Source organism: Spartinivicinus ruber, from assembly GCF_011009015.1.
Lineage (GTDB): Bacteria > Pseudomonadota > Gammaproteobacteria > Pseudomonadales > Zooshikellaceae > Spartinivicinus > Spartinivicinus ruber.
The window spans coordinates 2,924,312-2,944,870 of sequence record NZ_CP048878.1; the positions used below are offsets into that span (position 1 = coordinate 2,924,312).

At 43.3% G+C, this 20,559-nt stretch carries 12 protein-coding genes; 11 read left to right on the forward strand and 1 reads right to left on the reverse strand.

Annotation, left to right across the window (positions count from 1 at the left end):
- Positions 1-15 precede the first annotated feature (15 nt).
- From G4Y78_RS13805 to G4Y78_RS13855, 11 genes are all read left to right on the forward strand, one after another.
- A complete protein-coding gene (locus tag G4Y78_RS13805) occupies positions 16-1,410 on the forward strand; it encodes an efflux RND transporter periplasmic adaptor subunit (RefSeq protein WP_163833573.1) in 1,395 nt (464 codons plus the stop codon).
- Between the two features lie 35 nt (positions 1,411-1,445).
- Complete coding sequence (locus G4Y78_RS13810; RefSeq protein WP_163833574.1) at positions 1,446-3,575, forward strand: site-2 protease family protein; 2,130 nt, start codon at positions 1,446-1,448, stop codon at positions 3,573-3,575.
- Between the two features lie 213 nt (positions 3,576-3,788).
- Positions 3,789-4,307, forward strand: a complete 519-nt coding sequence (locus G4Y78_RS13815; protein ID WP_163833575.1) for a GNAT family N-acetyltransferase — start codon at positions 3,789-3,791, stop codon at positions 4,305-4,307.
- A gap of 72 nt (positions 4,308-4,379) precedes the next feature.
- A complete protein-coding gene (locus tag G4Y78_RS13820) occupies positions 4,380-4,883 on the forward strand; it encodes a phage tail protein (protein WP_163833576.1) in 504 nt (167 codons plus the stop codon).
- Positions 4,884-4,968: 85 nt separating this feature from the next.
- A complete protein-coding gene (locus G4Y78_RS13825; RefSeq protein ID WP_230425736.1) occupies positions 4,969-5,487 on the forward strand; it encodes a phage tail protein in 519 nt (172 codons plus the stop codon).
- Positions 5,488-5,550: 63 nt separating this feature from the next.
- Positions 5,551-6,096, forward strand: coding sequence for a phage tail protein (locus G4Y78_RS13830; RefSeq protein ID WP_163833577.1), 546 nt, complete (start codon positions 5,551-5,553; stop codon positions 6,094-6,096).
- 106 nt (positions 6,097-6,202) lie between these two features.
- Entirely contained in the window at positions 6,203-6,517 is a 315-nt protein-coding gene (locus G4Y78_RS13835) for a DUF6916 family protein (protein ID WP_163833578.1), read from the forward strand.
- Positions 6,518-6,586: 69 nt separating this feature from the next.
- Positions 6,587-14,380, forward strand: coding sequence for a DUF4347 domain-containing protein (locus tag G4Y78_RS13840; protein ID WP_163833579.1), 7,794 nt, complete (start codon positions 6,587-6,589; stop codon positions 14,378-14,380).
- Between the two features lie 78 nt (positions 14,381-14,458).
- Complete coding sequence (locus G4Y78_RS13845) at positions 14,459-16,042, forward strand: TolC family protein (protein WP_163833580.1); 1,584 nt, start codon at positions 14,459-14,461, stop codon at positions 16,040-16,042.
- A 141-nt stretch (positions 16,043-16,183) separates the two neighbouring features.
- A complete protein-coding gene (locus G4Y78_RS13850) occupies positions 16,184-16,645 on the forward strand; it encodes a type III secretion system chaperone (RefSeq protein ID WP_163833581.1) in 462 nt (153 codons plus the stop codon).
- A gap of 40 nt (positions 16,646-16,685) precedes the next feature.
- Positions 16,686-19,367: a hypothetical protein gene (locus G4Y78_RS13855; protein ID WP_163833582.1), complete on the forward strand. Its 2,682-nt coding sequence runs from the start codon at positions 16,686-16,688 to the stop codon at positions 19,365-19,367.
- Positions 19,368-19,417: 50 nt separating this feature from the next.
- On the opposite strand, the gene G4Y78_RS13860 is transcribed toward G4Y78_RS13855, so the two are convergent.
- Positions 19,418-20,299 (reverse strand): S8/S53 family peptidase, encoded by an 882-nt coding sequence (locus G4Y78_RS13860; protein ID WP_163833583.1) that lies wholly within the window; start codon positions 20,297-20,299, stop codon positions 19,418-19,420.
- Between the last annotated feature and the right edge of the window lie 260 nt (positions 20,300-20,559).

Consider the following 20,559-nt stretch of genomic DNA (forward strand, 5'->3'; position numbering starts at 1 on the left):
TGAAAGGAATCTGTGATGGAAGAAGCTCTGGTTCAAGATACAGCAGAGCAAAATATTGACCCTCGGTTAAAAAGCTTAGCGGGATTATTGCAAATGGAACGGGATATCCGTCAGTTGCATAATCGTGACCAGCTAAAGTTTATGATTTGTAATGAAACCCATCGACTTGTACCTTATGAGCAGGCCATTTTAGTTGTATTTCCAGTGTCCGACAGTTCACAGAATGATTTACATGGAGTCAAAGTAGCAGCCATTTCGTCGATGTCACAGGTTGACAATGATGCGCCCTTGGTTGCCTGGTTAAAGTCCGTTGTTAAACACTTAATAAAAGCAGAAGAAGTCAGAAACATCAGTGAAATAAAACCAGACAATATACCGTTATCTTTGCGTAAGGAGTGGTTCAGCTGGTGTCCAGGCCAGGTATTGTGGTGTCCGTTGATTTCAGCAAGAGGAGTAATACTGGGTGGTTTGTGGCTGCTACGAAAAAAACCTTGGCTGAAAAGTGACATAACGATTTTAGATTATTTAGCTGATGCATATACCTATAGTTGGGAAGCACTGGCGCCCCAGAAAAACTGGCGACAAGTACTTTATACCCATTTAACTGGGAGAATAAAGTGGTTGCTGTTATTGTTCATTTTATTGGGTTTTATTCCCGTTCGGATGAGCGTACTGGCGAATGCTCAAGTAGTGGCGCGAAACCCAATTGTTATTAGCGCACCGTTGGATGGTGTGATTCATTCAATTGATATTATGCCGAACCAAGAAGTAAAGAAAGGGGATGTTTTATTTACCTTGGATGATACCAATATCCGCAATAAACACACGGTAGCTAACAAAGCACTGGAAGTGGCCGCCGCTAATTATTTAAGAGCCACCCAACAGGCATTTGCAGATGCTCGTAGTAAAAGTGAGTTAGCAATTTTAAAAGCGGTACTGGCAGAGAAGCAGGCCGAAGCGGATTATTATGCTGAGTTGCTAAAGCGTACTCAGGTCGTTGCTGAGCGAGCGGGGGTGGTAATTTTTGAAGATATCAATGACTGGCTGGGCAAACCAGTCGTTGTGGGTGAAAAAGTAATGACGTTGGCAGATATTCACGACACTTGGTTGGAAATATGGCTGCCAGTGGATGATGCTATCGCCTTGGATAAAGGAGCAGAGCTAAGACTGTTTTTAAATATTGATCCAGTCCGATCAATAAAAGGTATTATCCAGCAAACCAGTTATGAAGCCACTATATCACCACAGGATATTTTAGCTTATCGATTAAAAGCAACTTTTACTGTTGATCAACAGCCGCCAAGACTCGGTTTGAAAGGGGTTGCAAAAGTCTACTCAGAAAGCGTGTCATTGTTTTATTATATTTTTCGCCGCCCGTTAGCTGAAGCTAGGCGATGGCTAGGCTTATAATGGACTAATAGGCTGACAGTTGTAAAGGATAGGGAATGGAACCCACCGTAAGCTTACAATTGCACTCAATACTGCCGCCATTAAGACAGGAAATTCAATTAGTGCCAGGCCCTCGAGATCAACAGGGGGCGCCAACCTGGACATTACACGACCCCGCCAGCAACCGTTTTTTTCGCCTGGGTTGGCGTGAATTTCAGCTGTTAGCCAATTGGTATAAAAGTGTTGTCGCTGATATTTTAGCGGGCACTAATCAAGTCCTTCCGGGTAAGGTGAGTGTTGTAGATGTTGAAAAATTGTTTACTTTTTTACAGCAAAATGAGCTATTGAAAATAACCCATCAGGGGGCTTTCCAGTTATTTGATGAACGCTATCAGCGTATCAAAAAATCTTGGCATAGCTGGTTAGCGCAACATTATTTATTTTTACGTATTCCACTGTTGCGGCCCGATCGGTTTTTAACTAAAACCTATCCTCACATTCGGTTCTTATTCAGTAAAGTGTGGCTTTGGTGTGTATTATTACTCAGTGCTTTAGGTTTATTTTTGATTACACGACAACTGGATACTTTTTTACATACCTTTAGTTATTTATTTAGCTTTCAAGGTGCAGTAATATTTATGATCAGCTTATGTGTCGTGAAAATTGCCCACGAGTTTGGTCATGCTTATGCTTGTAAACATTATGGTGTCAGAGTTCCGACCATGGGAGTGGCTTTTATGGTGTTTTGGCCAGTGCTCTATACAGATGCGACTGAAGCTTGGAAGCTAACAAACAAACAATCTCGGGCAACCATTGCGATTGCAGGTGTTATGACGGAGCTGGCTATTGCTGGTATTGCTGCCTTCTGTTGGAGCTTTTTACCCCAAGGGGTTTTTAAAACAGTCACCTTTATTATTGCTACCACTTCATGGATATTTAGCTTGGCGGTTAATCTTAACCCATTTATGCGATTTGATGGCTATTATTTAGTGGCAGACTATTTTGATATTCCCAATCTACAACCTCGTGCTTTTGCTTTAGCACGTTGGTGGCTACGAGAAAGATTATTAGGTATTGGCTTTGAGCCGCCAGAGTTATTTTCATCAAGAAAACAATTTTGGTTGATATTATATGCCTTTGGTACCTGGCTTTACCGTTTAGTATTATTTTTAGGGATTGCTGTGCTGGTTTATAATCTGGCATTTAAAGCGTTGGGAATCCTTTTATTTATTATCGAAATTTATTATTTAATTTTTACCCCTATTTTTCGGGAGGTAGCTGTGTGGTGGAAATATAAAGCTGATATTTCAGTTTGGCGAAAATGCCTTTGGCTACTATTTTTTGCTGTTATTGTAGTTTTTTTTATTATTCCCTGGCAGGTGCATATTGATGTGCCGGCAATCATACGTGCTAAACAATATCAATATTTATTTCCCTCTTCAGCTGCACAAATAGCAAAAGTGAATGTTCAGGTAGGAAATCGGGTTGAGGCTGGTGATACACTTTTCGAGTTGTATTCACCATCATTGAATTATCAGTTGGCATTAGCAGAAGCGCGATATCAAGCATTTCAACTGGCGTTGGATCGACGGGCTACCACCGTGGAAATGATCGATACAGTGCCAATTATTGCAAAACAGTTAGCTGAAATAAAAAATAAAATCACCGGCTTAGAGGCTGAGCTAGCAAATTTAGTGATTAAAAGTACATTTGCTGGAGAAGTTATGTCAGTTACTACAGGATTAACGCAAAATCGGTGGGTTAATCCAAAACAACAACTTGCTTTATTGGTTAATAATAATAGCCGGTTTGTTGAAGCTTATGTAAAAGAAAAAGACTTACCTCTGGTTAAGGTGGGTAGTATGGGGGAATTTTATCCAGAAGACCCAGATTGGCCAAGTTTTAAATGCCGAGTCACTGAAATTGAGTTAATTCATAGTGCACAGCTGCAGCAACCTTATTTAGCTTCTATTTATGGTGGAGATATTGCTGTACGAAAGGGAAATAATGGCAAGCTAAATAGCGAACAGGCGTTATTTAAGGTACGTTTACAAGTCAGTGAAGATATTCCTGTGCTTCGCCAGGTTATTCGTGGCACAGTGGTAATAGAAACGCAATCTTATAGTATTATTTACTCTTTATTTAGCTCAGTATTGCAGGTGCTTATCAGAGAAACTCAGTTTTAATTGTTAGATTCTTCTTTAAATAGTCTTTTTAGAAATAACCCATTGTGGCTTTTAAATGTCACAGAATTCTTGCTGACCTTTTTATATTGGTCGTCGCTTTTCACAAGTTGTGCTAGGGAAAATAATATAACGGTTAATCTAGCTGATGTATATAATTAAACAAGGAGAAGTAGAAGTAGTCACTTTTTACTTTTAACATGTCACGGAATTGAAATGAGCGCTTCAACGGATAATTTGAAATTACCTCAAGGACTTGTCATTCGCCCAGCCACTGATGCAGATAAGTATTTTCTTAAATTACTTTATCATTCTACTCGAAGTGATCTGCAGTATATTAATGCTCATGGGGAGTTTATTAGTGAGCTTATTGCACAACAATATCAGGCACAAACAGTTGGCTATAGCAATATGTTTCCCAATGCTTGCTATTTTATTATTGAAAAACAACAGCAATCCATTGGAAGAGTTACCTTAGATTTTACTAATGAGGTGATCCACGTCATAGATATTGCTTTTATTCTTGAGGCAAGGGGAAAAGGCTATGGAAAAGGTGTTATTCAAGCACTACAAATTGCAGCAGGAAAAACCTGTGCCCCCTTATTGCTCAGTGTTTATGCTAATAATTGGGCTGCTAAAAACCTTTATTTAAAACTGGGTTTTCAAGTTGAGCAGTCTGCTACTCCTTACGAGCGTATGATTTGGTATCCCACTGTCAAAGAAATGAGTGCATGAGCAAGGGAGTTGTCATGTAAGTAATAAGTTGCCTGTGACTATTTTGTAATAAAAACAAAGGAAGGGTCGAATATGTCTGAACCGTATATTAGTCAAATAAATATGTTTGGGTTTGATTTTGCACCTAGAACCTGGGCCAAATGTGATGGACAAAATTTACCCATTGCCAATAATCCAAGTTTGTTTTCATTATTAGGGGTTGCATATGGAGGTGATGGTCGTACCACATTTGGTTTACCAAATTTACAAGGCCGTGTACCCATTCACATGGGTAATGGTTACCAATTAGGAGAAAAAGGAGGCAGTGAAACGGTTCGGTTAACCGTTGAAAACTTGCCTCGTCATACCCATCAAATGCAAGCGAATAGTCAACCAGCAGAAACCAATGAACCAAGTAACCAAGTGTTAGCCATGGAGCCTAGTGGTAGAAATATCTATGGTCCAGCCACCAATTTAGTGGAGATGGGAAATTCCCTGATGGCTACTGGGGGTGGCGAAGCTCATTTTAATATGCAGCCATCCCAGGTAATAAATTTTTGCATTGCATTGACAGGTTTATTTCCACCAAGAAGCTAATGGAAACCTCTAAAAATTACTATTTATATTTATAGAGGCACCCTAATTAATGGCAAAAATACTTAATTTATGAAAAAGGAATTGAATGATGGCTGAACCCTATATTGGTGAAATCAGAATCTTTGCTGGTAATTTTGCACCGGTACACTGGGCTTTTTGTGATAATAACCTGATTCCTGTGACTGAAAATGGTGCGTTATTCTCGTTGCTGGGAAACCGTTATGGTGGCGATGGCAGAAGCACTTTTGCCTTACCGGACATGCGTGGTCGATTACCGGTAAACCAAGGCACTGGTCCAGGTTTAACCCCACGTAGTATTGGTGAGCGGATGGGAGTAGAGGAAGTGACGTTGACGGTTCCACAAATGCCTGCTCATACACACCAGTTGCAAGGAAGTAATAATGCGGCAGATAGCATAGAGCCCCAAAGCCGGGTATTGGCAAATGGACAACCGATTTATTCATCAACACACGCGAATTTAGTTGCCATGTCACCAAGCCAAGTAGGTAATACCGGAGGAGATCAACCGCACAATAATGTTATGCCATTTTTATGCGTCAATTTTATTATTGCACTACAAGGTATTTACCCCCAACGAAATTAAAGGAATCTCTAAAAATTACTATTTTTAGAGTCGCCTTAACTTTATATGTAGGAGCTACAAACTATGTCAGAACCCTTTATTGCACAAATTCAAATGTGGGGTTGTAATTATGCACCTCGTGGTTGGGCATACTGTGATGGTGGATTACTATCGATAGCCGAAAATACGGCACTCTTTTCTTTGATTGGTACCATTTATGGTGGTGATGGTCGCACCACGATGGGAATTCCTAATCTTCAAGGGCGTGCCCCCATGAATCCTGGAAATGGCCCAGGACTTACACCTAGGCTATTAGCGGAAAAAGGAGGAACAGAAGAAGTCATCTTAACTCAAGCCTCCATGCCGAAACACACTCACCAAATGTATGCTGAAGATATTGATGCGGTAGAAACGGAAACAGCCGCTGATTATTTAGCAAGAGGAGGAACACCGGGTCGAGGTGGACGCTTTTATCCAATTGATACATACAATAATCCAGAAAATTTAATGCCATTGTCACCATCATCTTTAACTGAGACAGGGCTTGGGCAGGGGCATGAAAATCGGCAGCCATTTTTGGCTGTAAATTTTTGTATGGCATTAATGGGTATTTATCCTAGTCGAAGTTAATAGTATATGTGTGTTAGAAAAGTAGGTGCACGGGGTGTTAAATGTACCTACTTTTAATGGGTAAGCAGGTTGGAAATGGAATTTTAATTAATCGGAAATAAAGGGAATGCTAGCAACGTTAACGCACCAGGATTTTAATAAAGAAATAAACACACCTTTTATTATAAAAACTAATAAAAGTGAATTGATCCTTGAATTGGCTGAAGTAAAAGTGCTTAGAAAAGCTCAGGGAGAAAACCAGAGAGATCAGTTTTCTTTATTGTTTAAGGGAGATGCCGAGTGCTTTTTACCCCAACAAATTTATCAGTTGAACCATGAAATAATGGGTGAATTATCACTTTTTTTAGTGCCGGTTGGTAGGGATCATCAATCGGACCATATCCAGGAAGGAGCTTATTTATATGAAGCTGTATTTACATAATTAATTGAGAAGTTAGGTTAAGGTCAATTTATAGCCGATGCAAAGAGGCTATACGCTGGAGGCAATTGTATGCGTCACTACATCAAAAACCTGTTTAGCTTTACGCCGTTTAAATTTTTTAATGGAAATTTAAATGTTTTATGTCAACAGGTAAAAAACTGTTCTTCATCATTAAAGAATACAGATGTTTCTCCATTGCCAACAATGTACGCTTCTTTGTTACTGCCTTTAGAAAAACGCTATTTATTTGATGGAGCTGCGGTGGCAACTGCTGTTGATGCAGCTCAACAACCTGTTGAACCTCAACCGGCAAATGATGACGCTGCTGCTCAAGATTTGTTACAAGCGTTAAATACGGCGAATGAAGCAGAAAATAATAATGATACCCGAAAAGAAGTGGTTTTTATTGATAGTCGAGTAATCGATTATGAATCACTAGTGGATGGTTTAGGCGATAACCTGGAGGTCGTGGTATTAAATGCTGATCAAAATGGCGTAGAGCAAATCGCTAACAGCTTGAGTGGCCGACAGGTGGATGCTATTCACATAGTTTCCCATGGGGATGATGGTAAATTATTTTTAGGAAATACTATTCTTGATGTCAATACTCTGAATAATCATGCCAGTTATTTAACAGCGATAGGTCAGTCACTTAATAGTGTAGGGAATGATCGTGGGGATATTCTTTTATATGGTTGTGATGTTGGCCGTGGTGCAGCTGGAGAAGCATTTGTTCAAGCACTGGCTGGTTTAACTGATGCTGATATTGCTGCTTCAACGGATGATACCGGTAACAGTGATTTGAGTGGGGATTGGGATTTAGAATACAACACTGGCAATATCACTACCGATACACCGTTTTCAGAGGAGGCAATTGCCGCCTATGATTATTTATTTGCCTTACCTATTTCCAGTGATCAGACCACTAATTATGAAGGGCTGGGACTGGCTGATACAGCAGTTATTGCTAATGGCACAGTCATTGATGATATTTCTTATGATGGTTGGCGATTTAATGGATTTGGAGGTGAAACGGGTATTTATGCTCATGAAGGCAGTTTAACTGACAATGTTAATACGACTGGTACTCGTTTTTATACCAGCGATAGCTCTAACTTTAAATTTACCAGTATCGATTACGTTATTGATACCGCAGGAAATCCTGCCAATGCCACCATTACCTTTTATGGCTTTCGCAATGGTGTGCAAGTAGAGTCGCAAGGGTTTAATGCTGCAGATACCAGCTCTGGTACCTGGACTTTAAATTGGGGCTCTGTTGATGAAGTGAAGGTGGTTGCTAATACTCACTGGATCTTCATGGATAACTTAAAAGTAGGGGCGGAAATTCCTGCCAATGCAACCCCTGCTATTTCTGTCAATGACACTAATTTAGCTTATACCGAAGGAAATGCAGCGGGTCAGATAGATGGTGCTGCCACTGTCAGTGACTCGGATGGTGATGCTGAATGGAATGGGGGTTCCCTTTCCGTGCAAATTACTGGCAACGCTGAAGCAGGGGATCGCATCAGTATTGTGGACAGTGATGGCGATGGTACGGCGATTACGATTAGTGGTACCAATATTTTTGCTAATGGCGTTGATATAGGTGATTTGAGTGGGAGCGGGGGTATTGTCACTGGTGGTACCAAACTGACTATTACCTTTGACAGCGACGCTACGAATGCCAATGTACAGGAAGTATTGCAGTCAATTCGTTATGACTCGACTACTGATGATCCTGGGACATCTAATCGCACAATAACATTTACCGCTACGGATAAAAATGCAGCCAGTGGTTCGGATACACGAACTATTGTAATGACGGCTGTCAACGATGAACCTACCTTAACGTCTAACGCTAGTGACCCCACTTTTACTGAAGGGGGGGCGGCAGCCAGCCTGTTTAGTGGTACTAATATCAGTACAGTTGAGTCAGGACAGACTGTCAGTGGCCTAACCTTTACCGTCACCAATGTGACTAATGGCAGTAATGAGCGGGTCAATATCGATGGCACGACGATTGTGCTGACCCATGGCACTAATGGCTCTACTGCGAGCAATAGCTTAAATTACTCAGTGAGTGTCATTGGCACCACTGCCACCATATCGCTGACAGGGGGTAGCTTGTCAGCTGCTGCTGCGCAAACCATGGTGGACAATATGAGTTACCAGAATAACAGTAACTCGCCTAGCACCAGTAATCGGGTAGTGACCTTAACCAGTATTCAGGATAGTGGTGGTACGGCCAATGGCGGTGATAACACTGGCTCATTAGCGATTGCCTCCACCGTAACCGTGGTTCAAAACAACGATGAACCCACCTTAACTGCCAATGGTAGTAACCCCACCTTTACCGAAGGGGACGCAGCTGCCAGCTTATATAGCGGTACCAGTATCAGTACGGTAGAAGCCGGACAAACTATTAAAGGACTGACGTTTACGGTAACGAACGTTACCAATGGCAGTAGTGAAATCATCAATATTGATGGCACGGCGATTATGTTGACCCATGGCACGAGTGGTAGCACCGCTACTAATAGCTTGAATTACAGTGTGATGGTCATTGGCACGACTGCGACGGTTTCCTTAACTGGGGGCACGCTGTCAACTGCGGCTACTCAAAACATGATAGACAATATGAGCTATCAGAATAACAGCAACACGCCTAGCACCAGCAACCGGGTGGTGACGTTAACCAGTATTCAAGACAGTGGTGGTACCGCCAATGGTGGGGATGATACTGCTTCTGTCGCTATTGCTTCGACGGTTACCGTAGTTGGAGTCAATGATGAACCTACCTTAACGTCTAACGCTAGTGACCCCACTTTTACTGAAGGGGGGGCGGCAGCCAGCCTGTTTAGTGGTACTAATATCAGTACAGTTGAGTCAGGACAGACTGTCAGTGGCCTAACCTTTACCGTCACCAATGTGACTAATGGCAGTAATGAGCGGGTCAATATCGATGGCACGACGATTGTGCTGACCCATGGCACTAATGGCTCTACTGCGAGCAATAGCTTAAATTACTCAGTGAGTGTCATTGGCACCACTGCCACCATATCGCTGACAGGGGGTAGCTTGTCAGCTGCTGCTGCGCAAACCATGGTGGACAATATGAGTTACCAGAATAACAGTAACTCGCCTAGCACCAGTAATCGGGTAGTGACCTTAACCAGTATTCAGGATAGTGGTGGTACGGCCAATGGCGGTGATAACACTGGCTCATTAGCGATTGCCTCCACCGTAACCGTGGTTCAAAACAACGATGAACCCACCTTAACTGCCAATGGTAGTAACCCCACCTTTACCGAAGGGGGCGCAGCTGCCAGCTTATATAGCGGTACCAGTATCAGTACGGTAGAAGCCGGACAAACTATTAAAGGACTGACGTTTACGGTAACGAACGTTACCAATGGCAGTAGTGAAATCATCAATATTGATGGCACGGCGATTATGTTGACCCATGGCACGAGTGGTAGCACCGCTACTAATAGCTTGAATTACAGTGTGATGGTCATTGGCACGACTGCGACGGTTTCCTTAACTGGGGGCACGCTGTCAACTGCGGCTACTCAAAACATGATAGACAATATGAGCTATCAGAATAACAGCAACACGCCTAGCACCAGCAACCGGGTGGTGACGTTAACCAGTATTCAAGACAGTGGTGGTACCGCCAATGGTGGGGATGATACTGCTTCTGTCGCTATTGCTTCGACGGTTACCGTAGTTGGAGTCAATGATGAACCTACCTTAACGGCTAATGCCAGTAACCCGACCTTTACTGAAGGGGGTGCGGCGGCCAGTCTATTTAACGGAACCAGTATTAGCACGGTAGAAGCTGGTCAAACCATTACTGGGCTGAGTTTTACTATCACCAATGTCACCAATGGTAGTAATGAGCGGATTAATGTGGATGGCACCACTATTGTACTGACCCATGGCACTAACGGCAGTACGGCGGGGAATAGCCTGAACTACAGTGTGATGGTGATTGGCACTACGGCTACGGTGACCATGACGGGTGGCAATATGTCTACTGCTGCAACTCAGACATTGGTAGACAACATGAGTTACCAGAACAACAGTAATTCCCCCAGCACCAGTAACCGGGTAGTGACCTTAACCAGCATCCAGGACAGTGGTGGTACGGCCAATGGCGGTGATAACACTGGCTCATTGGCAGTGGCATCCACTGTCACCGTGGTGCAAAACAACGATGAGCCGACGCTAACCGCCAATGGCAGCAACCCCACCTTTACCGAAGGCGGCGCAGCCGGCAGTCTGTTTAATGGCACCAGTATCAGTACTGTGGAAGCGGGCCAAACCATCAAGGGCTTCACCTTTACCGTGTCCAATGTGGCCAACGGCATTAATGAAGTGATCAATATCGATGGTACCGCGATAGTGCTGACCCATGGCACCAGTGGCAGCACGGCGGGCAATAGCTTGAGCTATAGCGTTACCGTGGTGGGTACGACCGCCACTGTGGCGCTGACTGGCGGCACCATGTCCACCGCCACCACGCAAACCTTGATTGATAACATGAGTTATCAGAACAACAGCAATACCCCCAGCACCAGCAACCGGGTGGTGACGTTAACCAGTATTCAAGACAGTGGTGGTACGGCCAATGGCGGGGATGATACGGCGTCTATTTCTGTGGCTTCGACCGTGACAGTGGTGGGGGTAAACGATGAGCCGACCTTAACCGCTAATGCCAGTAACCCCACTTTTACGGAAGGGGGCGCGGCAGCTAGCCTGTTTACCGGTACCAATATCAATACGGTGGAATCGGGGCAAAATATCACGGGGCTGAGCTTTACCATTACCAATGTCACCAATGGCAGCAATGAGCGAATCAATATTGATGGCACGACGATTGTGCTGACCCATGGCACCAATGGCAGCACCGCAGGGAATAGTTTGAATTACAGCGTGATGGTGATTGGCACTACGGCTACGGTGACTATGACCGGGGGCAACCTGTCAGTGGCAGCGGCAGAAACCATGATCGACAACATGAGTTACCAGAATAACAGTAACTCGCCAAGCACCAGTAACCGGGTAGTGACCTTAACCAGCATCCAGGACAGCGGGGGTACCGCTAATGGCGGTGATAACACTGGCTCATTGGCAGTGGCATCCACTGTCACCGTGGTGCAAAACAATGACGAACCGACGCTAACCGCCAATGGCAGCAACCCCACCTTTACCGAAGGCGGGGCAGCGGGCAGCCTGTTTAATGGCACCAGTATCAGTACTGTGGAAGCGGGGCAAACCATCAAGGGCTTTACTTTTACCGTGTCCAATGTGGCCAACGGGATCAATGAGGTGATCAATATTGATGGCACGGCGATAGTGCTGACCCATGGCACCAGCGGCAGTACGGCGGGTAATAGCTTGAGTTATAGCGTTACCGTGGTGGGAACGACGGCCACCGTGGCATTGACCGGCGGCACGATGTCCACCGCCACCACGCAAACCCTGATTGATAACATGAGTTATCAGAACAACAGCAATACCCCCAGCACCAGCAACCGGGTGGTGACGTTAACCAGTATTCAAGACAGTGGTGGTACCGCCAATGGTGGGGATGATACGGCGTCTATTTCTGTGGCTTCGACTGTGACGGTGGTGGGGGTAAATGATGAGCCGACGCTAACGGCTAATGCCAGCAACCCGACCTTTACCGAAGGGGGCGCGGTAGCCAGCCTGTTTAATGGTACTAGCATTAGCACAGTAGAAGTGGGTCAAACGATTACTGGGATGACCTTTACGGTAAGTAATATCAGTGATGGAAACAGCGAAGTCATTGTTGTGGATGGTGTCTCAGTGGTGTTGACCCATGGCAATAGTGGCACCACCGCGACCAATGGCCTGAACTATAACGTGACGGTAGTGGGCACAACTGCAACCATTTCACTGACGGGAGGCAACTTATCTGCGGCGTCGGCTCAATCGCTAGTTGATAATATGAGCTATCAAAATAACAGCCAAACACCGACTACAGCGAATCGGGTAGTAACCTTAACCAGCATTCAGGACAATGGTGGTACGGCCAATGGTGGTGATAATACTGGCTCATTGGCGATTGCCTCGACAGTGACAGTGGTGGCAAACAATGATGCACCCACATTAAGTAGCACGGCCAGTAATCCTACTTACATTGAAGACGGTGCTGCAGTGAGCTTATTCAATGGCACCACCATTGATACGGTTGAATCAGGTCAAACATTAACAGGGTTGAGTTTCAAGGTTAGCAACATTAAGGATGGTATTAACGAAATCATTAATGTTGATGGAACTCGGATCAGGCTAGTGGATGGTCGTACCGGTATAACCTCGGTTAATAATCTAAGCTATACCGTTAGTGTGGTAGGGACGACAGCCCACGTGAATTTAACGGGAGGCTCGTTATCGGTTATAGCTATGCAAGCCTTGGTCAATGGCATGAGCTATCAAAATAATAGTCAATTCCCTGATACCGTTGAGCGGGTAGTCACACTAACCAAATTATCCGACAACGGTGGCATAGCCAATGGTGGGCAGGATGCAGGGGCGTTTAATATTAGCTCTACAGTAGGTGTAGTACAGGTTAATGATGCACCAACTGCAATCAGTCTATCTAGTGATGTGATTAGGAAATCCAATACCACTGGTTTAATAGGGACCTTTGCAACAACGGATGTAGATACGGATGATACCCATAATTACAGTTTGGTTACTGGTGTGGGTAGTCAACACAATGGTTTATTTACCATTACCAATAACCTACTCAAACCTAAAAATTTATCGGCAATAGATGAGGGTACTTATAGTATTCGAGTAGCAGTTAATGATGGTCATGGCGGACGTTTTGAGCGGATTTTTACCATTACTATTATTGATGATGTAAGCAGCAATCTGAATATCACCCAACTAAGTGGTAATAGTGCAGTTGATACGACACTTGCTGTTGCTGAAACGACGCCCTTAGCTACCTTTGTGCTTGAGCCTATAAGCTCAGACACTGTATTGTCTGATGTACTGGAAACGATCACGCCTACCTTAACTGTTACCCCTGTTGTGAGTACCTTAATACCAACTATTAATACGACAGCTGATGTGATTACTGCCAGCACAGGCATAGCAACGGGCTTACCCCAAAGGGTAGATGCAGGTTTAGGCATTAATGCAGCATTTGATTTTTACACGGCTAATGGCGTTGGTTTTAGTTCCAGTGGTGACAGTGGTACCAGCCAGCTAGTCCCCAGTGGTAGTGATTCGGCTGTATCTGGTGGTGAGCCAGGTGTTCGGGTTAGTTTTGGCTCACAATCGCTACCAAGTGTTTCAACCGGCTCACCCTCAATAACACCATCCCCTACAACGTCACCCATTTCGGGAGTGGCTCCCACTGCACCTGGGGCTCCCCTATCCCCAGTAACATCTGTATCTCCGGCTGATAGTGGCTTGAGTAATCAACCTGTAGGTAGTGATCAAGGAGCTAATAGTGGTGACCCATCAACTAATAACAACCAAGCTAATCCTACTGCTGCACCGTTACTAGGCAATGGTTTACCAAGTGGTGTAGATATAAATAACAATAGTCAGCAGCCAAATAATGCAGGGTCAAATTCTAACAATGAGCCAGCTAAGCAAGGAGAAAACACAACTGGTGAGCCTGCAACAAATGACACAAATAGTCAGCCGAGTGAGCAAAATAAGCAGAAAAAAACTGAAGCACAGCTACAATTAATGCAAAACGGGCTCAACTTTAATGAGCAATTACAACTGGTCAGTAATCGTTTTGAAATTGAACAGCTGCTGTTTTTAGAGGCTCTAGAAGATATGCTGGAGCAGCCTGAAGTGGTTAATGGGTAATATAATAGGTAGATTGCTCAAGAGCCTTGGCTATAATTTACCCTACATAAGCAGCATAATAATAAAGAAGGATTTCCTATGTTAAAAGCCCAAGGACGGGTAGGGTATGTTAAGGCTTCCATTGGGGTTTTGGTATTGTGTGTTACCGGTTGTGTGGTGACGCCAAAACCAGTTGATAAAGAAGCGATTAATAAGCGGGTGACCTCTGACCTTGAACAAATGTTTAAAGATCAGGATCCTGTTAGAGGAGAAATTTCGCTTTATGAGGCGATGGCACGCGCCTTAAAATATAATTTGGCCCATCGCTTAAAAATGCTCGATCAAGTGGTTAAAAATCGTGAATTGGATGTTTCTCGCTATGATTTATTGCCTCAATTAGCTGCCTCTGCTGGTTATAAACATCGGGATAATGTGAATGCTTCCAGCAGCTTTTCTGTCTCTCGTGACACTGAATCCTTGGAAACCTCTACTTCTCAAGACCAAGAATTATGGAATGCACAGGCCCGTATTGTTTGGAATGTTTTGGACTTTGGGGTGAGTTATTTACGACAGAAGCAACAGGCAAACAAAGTGCTGATTGCAGAAGAGCAGCGCCGAAAAGTAGTGCAAAATATTGTGCAAGAAGTACGGCAAGCCTATTGGCGAGTGGTAGCGGCAGAGCAAGTTGAAACGAAGCTTAAACGCGTAATGCGTGATATTGAGTATGCGCTAAATACCGCTAAAAGAATGCAACGTGGTGCTTTGCAAAAGCCGTTGTTGACATTAAGGTATCGTCGCGACTTACTGAAAACCCTGCGAAATTTAATGAAAAAAAAGGAGCAGCTTTCCTTGGCTAAAGCTGATTTAGCACGGTTAATGAATATACCGCCTGGTAGTCGCTTTCAGGTTTCCCAGAACCTTTTGGCAACCAATACGGCCGCTGCTTTAAGTGCTAGCCAGCTACAAAAGCTCCAGTTAGCGGCATTGAGTTATCGTCCAGAATTAATAGAAATGGACTATAAGTCACGCATTGTCAAAAAAGAAGGCAAGATAGCCAAACTGGATTTATTGCCTGGTTTATCATTTAACCTGGGCAGTTATTATGACGATAACAGCTTTCTGCTGAACCAAAGCTGGGCTGAAGCGGGTATCCAAGTGTCGTATGACTTGATGAAATTGGCACGTATTTCCGATGTTAATTTACTCCACGAAACGAGACTAAAGCTAGTCAATATGCAGCGTCAAGCATTAACCTCTGCGGTTTTATCTCAGGTGGAGTTATCATTACGCAGTTATTTGGCAGCGAAACAAGACCTGGAGTATTCCACCTGGGCGACTGATATTGAAAAGCAACGCTATCAGCAATACCAGGCAGCAAGTACCAGTGGCGTGGGTGAGCGGCTAGAGCTAATTCAGTCACAAGGGGATTTATTGCTGGCGAAGCTTGATCAGTATTATCAATATGCAGAAGTGCAAAGCGAGTATGGAATGGTGCTTAATTCACTGGGGATTGACCCATTACCCAAAACGATGATCAGTCATGATCTAACAACGCTTTCTAAGACATTACAACACTACTTTGAAAAAGATTTACGTCAGCATGTAGGTCAAATAGTTAATAGTGGACCGGTTTTGGCCAGTAATACAGTTGAGTTGCCGAGTCAGAATACTGCACCACAGTGATTTTATAATTTCGCGTAAATTTTTATTAATCTTTTGTTGAGAAACTAAGGCTCGTTTGTTTTGGTTTCTCTTTGTCATTTGTTTGTCATATAAATCATTACAATAGCCAACAACTTCTTTTCCAGGTTAAAGAGGCTTACTGTGCAGAATGTAACCGCACAATTAACTCAATGGCTAGATGCTGCTGGTTTCACAGGGGCAATCTGTAGCCATGATCAAATGGTGTATTGTTTTAATTATGATCAACGCTGGCTATTGAATATTGAGTTAGCAGGTGCCAGTGAGCGACTGTATTTTTATGGTGTATTAACCCGTTTGACGGATACTGGTAGAAAACAGCTGTCAGAATATCTGTTAAAGCAAAATTTACTAGGCCAGGCTACAGAGGGTTATAGTTTTGCTTTAGACGATGATGACCATGTCATTCTTTGGCATGGAGTTGCCATGACTGAGATTAATAATTCAGTTGGGTTTCAAGAGGTAGTATTTCACTTTATTGAGGTGGCTGATCAGTGGTGGCATCAGTTACAGGCTTATGGTGGTGATACCTCCAAAACGATATCGACTGCTCGTTCCACAGAGCCTTTAGCCATTAAAGTATAGTAAATTAATTCTAAATATATTAGCTGGTGGATGTAAGCTGATGTTGCTGAATCAACTAACAAGCGTATCCCGACAAGTGGTGAATGGATTTATTCAGCAACCACGTACTGCGGCAAAATTGGGGTTATTAGTAGCAATGCCAGGCCTGGCAAAATCCCGTTTGGATAAACAAGCGATTCCACTACCAGCAACAGCGAATGTCAATCAAACAACCCATTCTCCTAAGCTAATCCCACTTGATGTGAAAACCGGGCGGCCGTTCAATCAATCGCAACCAAAAAGTGCACCAACAATTACAATCCAAACTAAGCAATGGGCGCCTAGTGAATTATTAGCTAAGTCCATTGGCTGTGATGAGCAGTTAGCGGCTATTGAAACGGCTATGGGAGAGGGAAAACCATTAGAGGTTGACGCCATAACCACGGCTATTAATCAACTGAACAAGGTGATTAGTCAATGGCAAAACCGTCGTCCTGACTATGTAATTAGAGACCTTATTGATCAGTCCATAATAAAGGCTGACCATGTTTTAACCGGTTTTGTCAGTCAAGATAAGACTGCTGAGTCGATGGAAAATGGACAAAAGCTCTTTAAAACGATACAACAGCATTGGCGGCAGGTGCGTTATAGTCAATCCAATGAGAGCCAAGAGTTGATTGATTGGGTCAGCATGACCTCGTCAATGGTGGCTAAAAAAGCGCGTCATGCTTTAGCGCCACTGACAGGCAAGTTTGTAAGTAAGACAGCTGCCCAAACTCAAGTGGATAGTTTGCAGAAAACTACCTTAGGTACATTGATTCAGTTAAAAAACCAGTTAGCACAGCTACTAACAGTGGGTGCTGAAAACTTTCAAAAACAATACGGTACTCATAGTATTGCTTTAATGCATCAGCAGTTCACCGAACTGGGTATTCCATTTAATATGGCTGATACAGCCAAGCATACTAGTGGAGTAGAAAGCCATCCAGTGATGGCAGAAATAAAATTGTTGTTAACACTACACCAGCAAAGTTTGAATTTATCCCCTGCTAAAAGGGGTAATGGGCGTACTGTATTAGCAAATGCTACACAGGTAGGACAGAAAATTGAAGCGCAAATTCAGCGAAAACGGCAGTCCTTTATCAGCCAGTTATTTCAACCCATTAAATTTCGTCATAAAACGTTGAAAGGGAATTTGGCTCAAGAATTAAAGCAGGGAAAACCTGCTGTCAAAAAGGCTGATTTAGTCAAAGAAAAAGCAAAGCTTGGAGGTGGTTTACAGCGGGCTCATAATACCAGTACGCAACTTGATCAAATGGCGGCTGCGGGAGAGGCAACTCAGCTGCCGTTGATGGTAAGCTTAGCTCCCAGTGCGCTTGGTTTAACGGAAGCGGTGGCTGGTGTTACCAGTTCGGTGATTAAAACTCAGGAGCTATTAAATAAAGTAAAACAGTTGCAGTCTAATCAACAACTTCAGTTGGCAGCCAAAGAAAAAGTTTCTGCATTTTTACAACAACCTTTATTTAACCAGCAGCGGTCTTTTCCTCAGTTGGTCTCTGGTTTACTCGAACTAAATAAAGGTAAGTTGGGAAAAGCAGGGTTATATGGGCTGGTAGTTGATACAAGTGATGCGCTGCTGGGAACAATGCGCTATTTAACCAATACAGCTGTCAACGGTACTCGTTTAACGGATACGGCTGTTAGTACAGCGACAGGGGTGGGCATTGCCACATCAGCTGCCTCTGTCTTGGCGACTGCTTCAACGGCTTCATCTGCTGTTGCATTGGGGTTATCAACAGCTAAAGCTGTAAAAGCTGGGATTAACTTACATCAAGAGCAAATAAGAACAAGACAACTGAAAGGAGCTTTTGCCAACTCGCAGCAGCTACTAGTTGATTTGCCGAGTGAAGAGCAAAATACGACAGCAGTAGCTGATTTTGCTTATGGGATGGCCAAGCAACATAAAGTGCTACCTAAGGCTATTGACCTGGCAAAAGAAACAGTTTCCGCAGCGGCTTATGCAGCATCAACTGGTGTTGGAGCTGCTGCTTTGGCTACAGCTGGTACAGCTGGAGTGGGTATTGCTTCAGCTTCTATTGCAGGGGCTGTAGCAGCAGCTGTTGCTGCTAGTACAGCGATAGGTGCTGTTGCTTATCATCAAGGTCGGCAATGGGTTAAGCAGCGTAATGTTGCGGGCTTAGCAGAAGCTTTAGTGAATATTGCCAGTGATAAAACCCAGTTGAGAGTGAATCAATTATTAAAGCAAAATTCAGCAAAAAATGCTGTAAATTCAACAAAAGATCAGCAAATCCAGTTAACTCATGCGTTATTAAAACGGTTTCCTCACCTTGCTGCTGAACAGTTACTTCATCAATTAAAAATAGAGCTGGCTAATACCAGTATCCAGCATTCAGCAACATCAGCAATAATAACTTTGCTAAAACAATATGCTGAAGAAACACAACCCGGTGAGTCTTTGACCAAGCAGCAGTTAAAGCAACTTAAACAACAGTTAAAGGCAATTGACGAGCAGCAATTAAACTTACTACAAAATTCTCCTGCAGCAATGTTTTTGGTGGGCGTTGGGATGGAGCCAATGGTTATTTTAGGGGTTGCTAATTCTTATGATAATGAACAGCAAGATGAGCTGAACCGACAATTAATTATGAAATATGCTGGATTAACGGGTATAAAAGGTGAAACCCTAACGACTAATTTACCCCACCTTAAGACAGTAATATAAAGAACTCGCTTGTTGCATATTCAGATAACAAGCGAGTTCTTTATTACTTACTAGTAAGTAAATAACTCTATAGGTATCAGTCCACGACAGTTAGTTAATAATGGAGTAGGTTGAGTGGTTTGGTAATTGGGTTGTGCTGAAATCACGATACTGCCTTTACCTTCGGCCAGATCAATGGCCCACTGCAGTTGTCGGGAGCACTGCCCTTGTAGGGCGATAGGTAATACAATGGCCTGTGCTGGATATTGGTTCTTAGGGTAACCGGGCAACTGCACGCCTGAAGCCCACATAATGCCTTCTACCAACTCAGAGGTTAATATTTGACAAGCACTACCTAATTTGACGGGCAGCAGTTTCATTCGATTGGTTTGGTGATGAGTAAATGTATTATCTGGCTCATTTAGCAAGAGGCTGGCAAGTGCAGTGGCAACTATATTGTGATAATAATTTGAGCTTTCACAGTACCTTTCAGGTTGGTGATTAATTTGTAGGCCGGTTAATAAGTCAGGTGATGTTTGTTGAGGATATCCCTGAGCAAGTAGAGCAATGGTTGTAGATTGACTGAACTGCTGGTTTAACAATTCTTTATTGGGCTTAAGCTGTTGAGATGTTGAACTTTGCAGACTATAAACTGGTGTCATAATCCAATCAGGCTCAGCATATTCTATATAGTAATTGCTCAGCATTAAATCGATAATCAGAGCTAAATCAGTTGCTGATTTGTACTCATTCAGACGATAGACATTAGCACCTGTACCTAAGGTTTTCACATAAGTTAATGGGAAACCTTGATTATGACTCCATTGTAAAAAATAGTCTTCCGTTGCAATGGAGTTTTTACTGGCATAAAACTTAACAATAAGTCGGTTAGTGTAACCTTTTCCTGGTGGCCTGGGCTCTTCACCAAAAGCATTACCTACCAAACAGCTCAAGAACAGGAGCAGAGCCAGTAAACATGTTTTGTAAATAAAATGAGAATTATTAAAAAAAGACTTATTTTGGCAATAATAATACATGAAGGGTCCCTCCTTCCTTCTGGTTAGTTGAAAAGCTTATTTGGTAGTTGCTGTGTAGCTATAATCAAGTATCACAATTAAAGGGGGCCTCTAAAAAAATGAGTAATGCGGACAAGTACATTTTTAGGTGCCCTTATTAAGTGGTATATGACAAACAGATAACGCCTCTATGTCAA